This is a genomic window from Mycobacterium heidelbergense, assembly GCF_050205645.1.
Lineage (GTDB): Bacteria > Actinomycetota > Actinomycetes > Mycobacteriales > Mycobacteriaceae > Mycobacterium > Mycobacterium heidelbergense_A.
In genome coordinates this window covers 1-10,859 of the sequence record NZ_JBNMQT010000043.1, presented here as the reverse complement: position 1 = coordinate 10,859, position 10,859 = coordinate 1, and the positions used below count along the sequence as shown (strand labels likewise).

Here is a 10,859-nt window from a genome sequence, read left to right as displayed (position 1 = left end):
TGACGGGGCTGCTGGACACCATGGCCGATAACCGGCCGCTCTACGACACCTTCCTGCACGGGCTGGCCGCTCATCCGACATTGCTGACGGGGCTGCTGGACACCATGGCCGCCAATCCCGCGCTCTACAACGACTTCCTCAACACGGTGTCGGCCCATCCGCAGATGTTCACAGGCCTGTTGAACACGATGGCCGCCAATCCCACGCTCTACAACGACTTCCTGACCACCGTGGTCGCCCACCCCGAGATGTTCAACGAGCTACTGGACACGATGGCCGCCCACCCCGCGCTCACCACCGCAGCCGTCCAAGCAGCGACAAAGAACCCCCAAATCCTCCCCGCCACCCTCGACGCGGCGGGCAAGCATCCCGCGATCATTGGCATGCTCGTCAACGGACTAGGCCGTCATCCCGAGCTCATAGGCACAGCCATCAGCGCACTCCTGGGGTTGCCCACTCCTGCCCGGTAGTCGACAGCGCAGCGCCGGTCCCAACGTCAGTCGGTGCTACCGCTGAGACGGGTCCTGCTCATCGAATGTGACCACCCCTAGCGACTCGCAGTTTGAGATCCTCCCGGTTGTAGGTGGACCTCTTCCAGGCTCTGGGTGTCAGAGTCCGCAAACATTTGGAGGGGCCGCGCGCCAGATCCTCGCATAGGGGTTGGTTGTGGAAGCAGAAGCATTACGTAAAGGGCTGAACGGTCAGCGCCATCGCCCGTCATCTGGGGTTGACCCAGGATACGGGTGCCCAAGATGAACGACAATCGGGCGGCTTACAATGCGACCTGGTTGGCTTCGAAGATCATCCCGGTATCGGCCAGGTGCCATCGCGCAGGTGATTGGTGGCCTCGAAGGCATTGATGACGGGCAGCATCGTGGCGGTCTCGGCCTTGTTGCCCTCGAACAACTCGACCGTTAGCCGGATCCGGCGGCGTCGGTCAACAGCCCGAGGGTGAATTTCGGTTCCAGGCACCTATCTTTGGAGAATCCCGGCTCGCGGAATCCGTCGGCGGCATCGGCCTCGAAATGCAAGGTTCTCAGGCGTTGTCCGCCGCGTGGAAAGTCGCCTGCGCCGAAGTAGTGCCATCGGCGATTGCGTGGTGAAGCTCGCCGAGTTTGCTTGCGGCCCCGAAACAATTCGGCAGAGCCTCCGCTGCGGCGGGCAGAATGTGCGGAGCGCCGATCGGCCCTATTGCCGCCGCCAGGGCAGCGAAGTGGGCCGCGATATCCGCCGAAGCGGCGGTCGTCCACTGCTCACCTGCGGCATGATTGGTGGCCGCAAACGCATCCATAGCACCGTAATCTGCCTTGAAGTCCGCCATTGACGCCTCCCAGTCCCGAGGGATACACAGTGTATCTCACCTATCGATACGAAGTGTATCGGGCAAATCGTTCGCCCGCTAGTTCCTGGTTGTGCGTGGACTCAACGGGCCTGTGAGCCCGCTCGGCATGGGCGCCCCAGATGTTGGTCGTCCGTCAGGTCAACGGCCCCTCGCGCACAGCGCGCATCCGGTCAGTCAATTCGTTGATCAGCTGTTCCTGACGATCGTCGGCGATCTGCGCCGCCGAATTCGCGGTATCAACGATCAACGCTGCCAGCGCGTCAGGTTTGGAGTGCGAGCGCGTGCGAGCTCAACCACAGACCGGTCATCGCGCCGAGGCCGCTACCTCGACACTGGCCGATTCGTCGGGGGCTAGCGGCTTACACGGAATGGCTGTGAAGCGCTTATCGATCTCCTGCGGCACATCACGCTGGGCGGCCGTGGGCGCGATTCAGCAAGTCAACCGTACTGCTCACGCCCGACCCATGGCCGCTACACCGGCCACAAGCGCTGCCGCAACATTTCTCAACATGTCTGCCCTGCCGAGCCGGCGATTGCAACGTAAACGCTGCACTGATATGCCGGGTATCGACCCGCTTGTAGACCGCTTAGCACACAGTCCGAAAACGCGAGACCAGTGTCAGCTCGGCTTCTGCTCGGACAGCGATAGCGGCACGTCAGGGTCGATTTCGACGCCGAGCTCACTGAAGTGATGCTCGACAATCAGCCAGGCGTGCTGCGTCAGCCGCTCGATGAGTGCGCGTCGCGTTTCGGTCCGTCGACTCAGCCAAGCCAGAATCGACGCGTCGATAAGCCCACCCAACGAGACAACCAGAGTGGCGGCGCTATCCGGATCATCCGCAAGATCCGGAAAATACCGCGCCCCGGCCGCGACGATATCGGCGGCGAAATCACGCCGCTCTGCCCTGCGCCGCCGAGAACTTGGTTGGTAACTATGGCTGACGAGGAATCGATACAGGTTCGGGTGCTTCGACGCCCAGATCACCTGCGCCGAGATCGGTGCGCGGATCACATCAATCGGCGTATCGCAGCGGTCCATCTTGGTCAAAACGGTGGTTCGCAGCTCCTGGTATGCGCTGCGCGCCACCTCGAGGTCGAGTTCGTCTTTGCTAGCGAAGTGTCGATAGACGTTGGGACGTGCCAGCCCCGCGCGTTGGGCGATCTGCCCAGTCAGCGCGTCGGGACCGTGCTCCTCGATGACGGCGCGAGCGGCCGCGATAATTTGCTCGCGCCGGGGAGGTCCTGGGGGCTCCGGTTGCTGCGCGGCAGATTTAACCACCCGGTTATGATATCAGGCGCGCTAGTTTGAAACTGCAAGTATCGTTTGCGGTACGTCATAGATTTCAGGCGATTTCTACTGGCGCGGCATGAGGCCCAGTTTGCCAGCTTAGGTGGCAGCAAGCCGTCATCCCCCACCGCGTATGACACTTTGGTAGGCGGGAAAGCTCACGGCGCGCAGTGTCACTGAGCAGGACACCACGTGCCATCAGCAGTTTACCGCGGTCGCTACCGCCGCGAATCGACGTCGCGCCGAAGGCCGCATCTACGACGCCGGCTTTCAACGCTAAACGCTTGGCAGAGTTCCCCTCTGACACAGGCCCGCCCATCAACCCGCGGTCATCGGGCGCGGACGCCCGAGCGCTCGGCCTCGCCCCGGCGATGCTAGTGCAGACATTGTCGACGGGTTAACATTCGCCGGCAGATCGCCGGTAGCGACTCCGACCGGCTTGCCCATGCCGAAAATGTCTACCACCAGCAACTGATAGAGCATCGGTTGTGGCCCAAAACAATTCACAATTAGCGATGGGGGCGGTGACAAAGCACGTCCCTCGGAATGCGTTAGTGTTTTCGAAGCTGTGTCGCGCTGGTCGCCGCATGGGGATGCGGCCACCTTAAACTCAGGAGATGTCTGTGGCCGGTACCCTGACCGTGGATCTGCACCCCGTCTTCCGAAGCGATCGTGACATCGATAAAGCTGTTCGCACCGCCGTATTCCGAGCGGTTGCACAAAATGTGGCATTACTCGAAATAATTCCCGGCAAAGGCTCTGGCACGCTGAAGCGGCGGGTTCTCGCCAAACTCGCACAGCCCCATTTGAAGAAATTCTATCGCCGCGTTGAAGCTGACTCGACCAACGAGGGCCGGATCCTGGTTTACTTCGACCCGCCGGCATCGTCACGAACGTGCGAAGAGGCCCCCGACGACGAGCTCACGCTCTGGGACGCACGTTAAATTGGTTGCGAGGCGACAACAAACCGGAGGCGCCCTCTGCGAAGTCTTCCGGCATTTCCTCAGCTGGACAACAGGATTGGCGGAGCCCCCGGAGAACTGCGACCGCCCATCGCGGGCGTCGTCAGCCCACGCCAGCGACGAACTCTCCGGCAATCCGGGCAGCCAATGACCGTGCAAGCAGCACCGGAATCGTCAGCCGTTTCTGGGCCGCCTCTTGGGTGGCCAGGTTGTAACCCATACAGAGAAGGACAATCACCTGCGCGCCGTTCCCTTCGAGGGAGAATGCAGCCCGGGTCACGTCCTCGCCGGGGTAGGCCGCGGCGGTCAGGATGTCACCTTTCCACCAGGACCAATTTTTGCGAACCGAGTTCGCTTGTCGCGCATCCGGTATGAGCAAGCCCAGTGTCGCACCTTCGGCCAACGCGGTAACCCCCGCGTGCACTAATTTCTCGGCGAATAGGAGCGGTCGATTATGGTGGACTTCGGCGAAGTGCCCAGTGCATGCGATGAGCGTCGCCGCCACATCATGCTGTTCTAGTCGGTCGACACAGTGCTGGATTCGAATACCGGCTGCGGCACAGCCGACGTAGGCGACATGTCCAGCCTGACACTCGGCAATGAGCAGATCGTCTGCGGTCGCGGGCTCGAGCGTTTCGCGCTCGCTCGCCGATAGGCCGTCCAGAACACCTACCTCGACAATCTCGGCTGGAATCCAGTTGCGCATTTCTTTCACATGGTCGCTTGGCGTCTCGCCGAGAACGACGACTCCCAAAGAGCGCGCCCGCTCCCCAGGATTTTCTCCGAACAGGGCACCGCCGCTCACGGACTCTATTGGCTCGATACGCCTGTGAGCATTCATGAATGGTGTCAATTAACCGAATCAGCAACAGATTCGACATCCGCACATGCGTGCAGCCGAGCGGGTTGACCGCTCTGCTCGTCCTCCAGCGTCACACAGGCCTGGCCCGGTGCCGGCTTGACGGACAGCTTGTGTTGGTAGAGCTGCTGCCGGAATGGGCTCAGTTGGTGATAGCAGTAGACAGAGCTATTGGCGCCGACAAGCCGTGGGGTGTCGACAAAGAGCGGTATCTCTTCGAGGTAGTAGCGAACCGCGATCGTTGTTCGCGCTTCGAAGGACAGGTCGCCGAGGAGGGGCTGTGCCGCCAAGTACCGGCGGGTCTCGGTCAGGCACGAGTCACGAAACCCCGCGTCTCGATCGAACAATTCGTACACATTGCCGCGGAGTTCGCGATAGGCGGGAATTTTCTTGAGCTTCGGCCACGTCAAGATCCTAGAGTCGGGATCCTCAATTCCCGCGGCCCACAAAGCCTTGCGGGCCTTGTTCAACACGTTTCGGTAATTCTTGTTTGCGTGCTTCTTTGCCTTCTCCCACGGGAGCCCGACTGCATACAACGACCAGGCGTGCGGTTCTTCCCAGGTAAAGAAGTGCATGCCGTTGAAGTGCGTGCACGCCCACTGAGCCATTCGCGTGATCCGGTCCACCGAAAAGTAACTATTTCCCGGGCTCAGACCGACCAAGACATGATCGCGTCGTTGCAAGATCTCCCCGCAATGTGCGGTGCAAGGTCTTGCTATCAACCCGTTGGTGTTCAATGACCAGCCAGTTGCTGGCGAGTGCTGGGATGTCGCGGCGCCGTCCACAGCCGCCATTGCCACATCGCGGAATCCAAACGAATCACAGGAGGATTCTCCGCAGACCGAACGCTGGGCGCGGATTGCGGACCCGTCCGTGCCCAGAGGCTCAACAGCCCGACTCATCTGGAGTCCCCTTCCCCAACAGGCACTACCGTCAGTCGATCCGTGGTGCAACGCACCCACGCCGGCAGGTGAGGTGAAAACTGCGGATGCGGCGCAGGGTCGCCGACGCGCCATGCCGCATTTCATAGCGGGTCCCCATCGCCCAGCCGACATCGAGCGCGCACACCCCTGCGCCATACACACGTAGCAGTTTCCGGTAGGGGCGATATCAGTGACATCGGTAGGTCATAGGTATCAACTTCTCTGCGTTGGCCTGGGCCACTGCAAGCTGTACCGCTGGGATGCATTTTTCCGCGCCATGGTTGCGCGCAATCGCGGACCGGTTGAGGGCGGCGATTTAGCGTCGCAACAGTAGTCGACGTTTCAGGCGCGTACTAGTCAGCATCGTGGCCAATGAGAAATGCGGGCTACGGCAGAACCGGATGAATCCACCGCCCATAGGTGAGGATAGGTACAGCTCTTATCGCTTACCGATGCAGCGGATATGCCGCCGGAACCACAATCATTTTTCAGTTGCGGTGATGCGTCAGCATCGGAGGGTAGGAGGCGTGGAGATGGCGGTCGACAAGCGTGCCACGGCGCGAAGTCGTGATTTGCGCGTCAGGACCGACGACGGGGTGCTGCTTGCCGTGCGCGACAGCGGCCCCGAAACAGCGCCCCGCACGGTGGTGTTCCTGCATGGCTTTTGCCTAACACGCGTGTACTGGGCGCGCCAAAGCGCCTATTTATCAAGGCGATACAGGTCTTCGGTGCGGGTGATCAGCTATGACCACCGCGGTCACGGCCGCTCGGGAGCGGCACCGATGAGCACGTATCGGATCGAGCGCCTCGCTGAGGACCTCGCGCAGGTATTGGCCGCAGCACGGGTCAGCGGGCAGGTGACATTGGTGGGGCATTCGATGGGCGGGATGACCGCGTTGGCCTACATAGGGCTGCATGAGCGGCCCATCGAGCCGCACGGACTGGTCTTGGTTGCCACGACCGCCGGCAAGCTCGCTGAACGGGGGCTGGGTCGGCTGTTGGCCACACCGCTGACCGCTGCGCTGCCCAGGCTTGTCGAGCACACGCCCGATTGCGCGGTTCGGGCACTGGTCGGGCCGGTGTGCACAACGCTGGGGCTTTGGCAAGGTGGGACTCGCTCGGCCGCTTGGGCGGCGATCGCCGCGTCGGCATTGACCACCACCCCACTGCCGACCGCCGTGGGATTCCTGCCCAGTCTGCGTGCTCATGACCAGTACGCGGCGCTACCGAGCATTCGGGCACGCACGATCGTGGTCAGCGGGGGCAGGGACCCGTTGGTACCGTCCGCGCACGGGCGGGATCTGGCCGCGGGAATCGCGGGTGCGAGTCACGTCCACCTGCCCCAGGCCGGGCACATGCTGCCCCAGGAGGCGCCACACGTGCTCAACGACATAATCTGCCGGGCGATGGCTAGCGAGCACGGTCGGACCGACTCGGGTGACAGCCGGGAGCCCGGCGCAGGCCGGCAAGCGGTGCCAGCGTGACGACTCGCCACGATGCTATCCCCCCTGCCGCTGCGGCAGGGGGGATAGCGGCGGAGGGCTCATGCGCGAAACGCCTTAACGGGAAAGGATTGTCAAGATGTCGATGATCACCGTTGCCATTCCCACTCCGGCCGGGGAGACGATTGGGGTGCTCGCCGAGAAAATCACCGCGCACCTAGCAATCCACCCTGGCCTGCTGATCGGCTGCTGTGGTGCCACCCAGTACGACGAATCCGCCCTGGAGCTGACCCATACACTCAGCGGTGCGATGGTATGCCAGATCAGTGACCCCCTGACGGTGCGCCCCGGGGCGGTTCGTGGGTTTGCACAATGGCTCGAAACTGTCTGTCCCCTCGACAAACTCGACCATGATGCGCTTCCCAGGCGGCTGCCGAAAGATGTGCGCGACCAAATCCGCCGCTTCGCCGAAGCCCCTAACCATTGGCGACTGCCGGACGGGGAAGCAGCCACGCATAAAAAAACCACTGCTGCGCCATGAGGGGCGGCACGGGTAGGCTGCGTGGAGGCCACGTGATCACACTTGTTCATCCACACGGAAGCGATCCAACGACCCCCGATCCCTGTGGCGATCCCTGTGGCGGACAACATCATTGAGCGTACCGCCGACTCAGTGACACCCCAGCCGATCACCGGCTTGATCGGCGCGGCTTGACGTTCGCCTCGACCAGTGCTGTCGTTAGCCCACGCGTTGAGCTTGAGACCGGCTTGTTTTTCTGCGGACCCGCAGTAGCGCCCAGCTGATCACGCAAGCGAGGAAGTAGATCGCCAACCCGATCGCCAGCTGCACCGTGAACCAAACCTGTCTCACTGCTTCGACCTCCGGGCTGTGACTTCGGTGATACACAATGTATCACGGGTGATGGCGGAAACAAATAGCTCGCCAGCAACCCGACTTGGCTCGCACCCTGACCACGGCTGTCCTAATCAGTTTGAAGGTCAGGGCGATTCCAGCGCTGGCTCGCACACATCGGCGGCCTCGAGGGGATCGTCTCGCCCGACCCCCGAGTGGAGTACCGAGACGACGGCATGATACTCTGCGTATCACCGGTGCGGCTTTCGAGGTTTCTGGCTCGTAAGGTTCAAGTCGAGAAACGTTGCGGCCAGCGACCGAGACAGCCGCACTGCAAGCGTGTCCGCCCGCGCTCGCCGTAAAGGAGCCGAAAGTGAGCGACGATCTTCACGACCATCGCATCAAGTATCTGATCAAAGAGCTCGTCGCCCGCAGCGACGACAAAGACGAGTCCAAGCGGCTGAAGTGGGAGGCCGTCGACACCGACCTCACCGATGGCTACGAACTCTCACTGACAAGATCCAGTCTGCGCATCACCGCCGAGGACGAGGATGGCGATTGGTATCCGTATGTTTTCTCATTGCTCGGCGAGAGCGGGAATCTAGTCGAAGACGTATACGCATCGTCAGATCGCAACGACGAGTTTGGACTTCACGAGTTATTCAAGGCCGCATCGCGGAATCATCGCGGCGTCAGTGAGAAGTTGACGGAAGTGTTTGAAGAACTTGGCATTCCCGATCCGCCACCTCCGTCGGCATACCCGTCAGGCAGCACTCCACCGGCCAACTCCGACAGCAAATCTGAGGACGAGCCGGCGGCATAGCACGACCCCCGGCCAGACTCTCCCCGAACCCGGTCGGCTCTCCCCCGCTTAGTTGATGCCCACTGGCGCACCCCGCATTGATCGGCGAACCCGAACGGAGCGAACCCAACGCCCACTGCATGGTGTCGGTCGCCGCCGCGAAGAAAAAGGCCCCGACGTCAACGTGGCCGCGCCCCTGCTATGGGACGTTCCTCGCAGACAACACGTTCATCGGTCGAGGTGATCCGGCCGTTGAAGGTGATCGCAACCGCATCGAGCGCAGGCTTCCACCTCAGTGCCCGTCGTGCCTTACCTCGACCAGTTGGATCCAGGAAGCTTGTGACGAAGTAGACGCACTTTAGGGCGGCTTGTTCGGTCAGAAATGCGCGACGCCTTAGGGGATTGTGAGTGTTTGGCCGGGGTGGAGCCGGCTGGAGTTGTTGCCGATTAGCGCGTGGTTGGCCGAATAGAGTGTCTGCCAGTCGATTCCGAACCGCGCAGCAATCCCGCTGAGCGTGTCGCCGGGCTGGACTATATATGGCGGCGGCTGAGTTGGGGATAGGCTGGGAATTGTGAGTTTTTCACCGGGGAGGAGCTGGCTGGGGTTGTTGCCGATCAGCGCGTGGTTGGCCGAATAGACTGTGCGCCAGTCGATTCCGAACCGCGCAGCGATTCCACTGAGCGTGTCGCCGGGCTGCACGGTATATCGGGGGCCGGGGGTTGGCGTCGTGGGCGCCGGGCTGGCTGGCGGTGGGGTGTGTGGGGGTGGGGACGGTAGGGACGGCGTGGTTTGCGGGGCGATCACGCCGTTGGGCCATCGGTAATGGGGCGGCAATTCTTTGGGGCGAGTCCTAGTGCGCATTGCGCTGCCTTCTCGCGGCTGGGTGTTGCGGACGGCGCGCTGTTGGGCTTGGTCGAGGTTGTCCTTCTCGGCAAGGTGGCGCGCGGCGAGTTGGCGGCTTTCGTCTTGCTGGCGGGCCGATAGCTCGTGGCGCTGCGTCGGGTCGACTGTCTGCTGCTGCTCGTGGTGAGTCTGGGTGAGTTGCTCGGTTTCGCTCCGCTGACGTTCGGCCAGAGTGTCGCGCGCCGACTGGAGCCGCTCTTCCCGCATTGTGTGCCACACCTCGCGACGCCATACTTGACGTTCGTTGTGTGCCAGCGGCTCATTGTGGGCGAGGTCTTTGTTGTGCGGCTCGTGGTCATTGTGCGTCAGGTGTGTGCCGCCGTGCGTCAATGACTCCGTTGTCTTCGGTGACTCGGTTGTCTTCGGTGTGATTACCGGCGGCGAGTGGGGTGCTTCGGGCGATGCATGTGCGGGTTCGGTTGTGGTCCGGCCAGCAGGATCGGTCGTCGTCACCGAGCCGTCAGGGTGAGCGGTGACGGTGTAGCCACCGGCCGTGGTGTGGGTGGCGGTGACCACACCGTTATTGGTGTGCGTGGTGGTCACCGAGCCGTCCGGCGCCCGCACTGTGACGCGATTGCCCACGGTGGTGGTGGTGATCTCACCGTCCGCAGTGGTCGTCGTCTCGGTTGTCGTGCCGTGACGCTGGGTGACGCGGTTGCCGTCGGTGTGCGTGACCGTGGTTGACCCGTCGGGCGCCGTGGTGCGGGTCTTTCCGTCCTGTGTGGTGGTGGTGTAAGGACCGCGGCTCGTCTGCGCGATACCGTCGGCGGTGCGTGTGGTGACCGAGCCGTCCGGCCCGAGGGTGCGGGTAGCGAGCCGCCCCTCGGAATCGGTGGTCGTGGTGGTCATGGTGGCACGGCCGGCCTTGTCGACGGCGGTAGTCACCAGCTCGCCCGCCTCGTTGCGAACCGTGCACACGCCGGGTTTGGGCGGTGTGCCGACACTATCGGGTGCGGCGCCGAGTTCGCCGACCGAGCCGCGGGTGAAGCCGGCCGTGCCACGGCTGACCGCGCCGATCAAGCCTTCGGCGTTCGGATACTGTGGCTTGCCGGTGGTGAGGACGCCCGACGCGATACCGTAGATTTCCCCGTTGCAGACGTTGCCGAACGCGCCCGCGGCCAGGCCGCGAATGCCCCCGGTCAGGCCGTGCGATGTATCGGCGCCCAGACCCCCGAGCAGCTTGTCGAAAGTCGCACCGGCGAAGTTAGCGCCCGGGATCGCAGCGAGGGTGCCTGCCTCGGCGGACACTAGCGACACACCCAGCTCCTCGTAGTTGAATCTGCTGCGGTGTTCCAGGACGGGGTCGGCCTGAGCGATGACGTCTTGCCCCCCGACGAACCTCACCGTGGATGGGGCCGTCTCCCAAGCCAGCTTCGGGAAGTACGACACGGCCGCCGCCACGGTTTCGCCGGCCGCGTCTTCGACCGCGTCGTCGAGGGCCCCACCGAGACGTTCGACGGCATTGGTTACCGGGTCGACGAAGC

Annotated in this window: 10 protein-coding genes and 2 pseudogenes; 5 read left to right on the top strand and 7 right to left on the bottom strand. The window is 62.8% G+C overall.

The window, feature by feature from the left end:
• Positions 1-470, top strand: a 470-nt coding sequence (locus ACQI5H_RS24305) for a hypothetical protein (protein ID WP_427081844.1), incomplete at its 5' end; no start/stop codon positions are given.
• A 305-nt stretch (positions 471-775) separates the two neighbouring features.
• On the opposite strand, the pseudogene ACQI5H_RS24300 reads toward ACQI5H_RS24305, so the two are convergent.
• From ACQI5H_RS24300 to ACQI5H_RS24290, 3 genes and pseudogenes are all read right to left on the bottom strand, one after another.
• Positions 776-1,034 (bottom strand): annotated as a pseudogene (locus ACQI5H_RS24300) (IS1634 family transposase); the annotation flags it as partial.
• A gap of 2 nt (positions 1,035-1,036) precedes the next feature.
• Positions 1,037-1,321: a hypothetical protein gene (locus ACQI5H_RS24295; protein WP_427081845.1), complete on the bottom strand. Its 285-nt coding sequence runs from the start codon at positions 1,319-1,321 to the stop codon at positions 1,037-1,039.
• Positions 1,322-1,961: 640 nt separating this feature from the next.
• Positions 1,962-2,621 (bottom strand): TetR/AcrR family transcriptional regulator, encoded by a 660-nt coding sequence (locus tag ACQI5H_RS24290; protein ID WP_427081843.1) that lies wholly within the window; start codon positions 2,619-2,621, stop codon positions 1,962-1,964.
• Between the two features lie 626 nt (positions 2,622-3,247).
• On the opposite strand from ACQI5H_RS24290, the gene ACQI5H_RS24285 reads away from it, so the two are divergent.
• Positions 3,248-3,574, top strand: a complete 327-nt coding sequence (locus tag ACQI5H_RS24285; protein WP_427081842.1) for a Smr/MutS family protein — start codon at positions 3,248-3,250, stop codon at positions 3,572-3,574.
• Between the two features lie 121 nt (positions 3,575-3,695).
• Here ACQI5H_RS24285 and ACQI5H_RS24280 read toward each other — a convergent pair whose 3' ends face one another.
• Positions 3,696-4,397 carry an AroM family protein gene (locus ACQI5H_RS24280; protein WP_427081841.1) on the bottom strand — a complete coding sequence of 234 codons (702 nt, stop codon included), beginning with the start codon at positions 4,395-4,397 and terminating at the stop codon, positions 3,696-3,698.
• Between the two features lie 44 nt (positions 4,398-4,441).
• Positions 4,442-5,245, bottom strand: coding sequence for a tRNA-dependent cyclodipeptide synthase (locus ACQI5H_RS24275; protein WP_427081840.1), 804 nt, complete (start codon positions 5,243-5,245; stop codon positions 4,442-4,444).
• A 662-nt stretch (positions 5,246-5,907) separates the two neighbouring features.
• On the opposite strand from ACQI5H_RS24275, the gene ACQI5H_RS24270 reads away from it, so the two are divergent.
• From ACQI5H_RS24270 to ACQI5H_RS24260, 3 genes are all read left to right on the top strand, one after another.
• On the top strand, positions 5,908-6,858 hold the full coding sequence (locus ACQI5H_RS24270) for an alpha/beta fold hydrolase (protein ID WP_427081839.1): 951 nt from the start codon (positions 5,908-5,910) through the stop codon (positions 6,856-6,858).
• 97 nt (positions 6,859-6,955) lie between these two features.
• Positions 6,956-7,357, top strand: coding sequence for a hypothetical protein (locus ACQI5H_RS24265; RefSeq protein ID WP_427081838.1), 402 nt, complete (start codon positions 6,956-6,958; stop codon positions 7,355-7,357).
• 685 nt (positions 7,358-8,042) lie between these two features.
• Positions 8,043-8,492 carry a hypothetical protein gene (locus ACQI5H_RS24260; protein ID WP_427081837.1) on the top strand — a complete coding sequence of 150 codons (450 nt, stop codon included), beginning with the start codon at positions 8,043-8,045 and terminating at the stop codon, positions 8,490-8,492.
• Between the two features lie 158 nt (positions 8,493-8,650).
• Here the strand turns inward: ACQI5H_RS24260 and ACQI5H_RS24255 are convergent.
• Positions 8,651-8,848: pseudogene (locus tag ACQI5H_RS24255) on the bottom strand (hypothetical protein); the annotation flags it as partial.
• Positions 8,849-8,865: 17 nt separating this feature from the next.
• A partial coding sequence (locus ACQI5H_RS24250) for a LysM peptidoglycan-binding domain-containing protein (RefSeq protein WP_427081836.1) occupies positions 8,866-10,859 on the bottom strand: 1,994 nt, incomplete at its 5' end.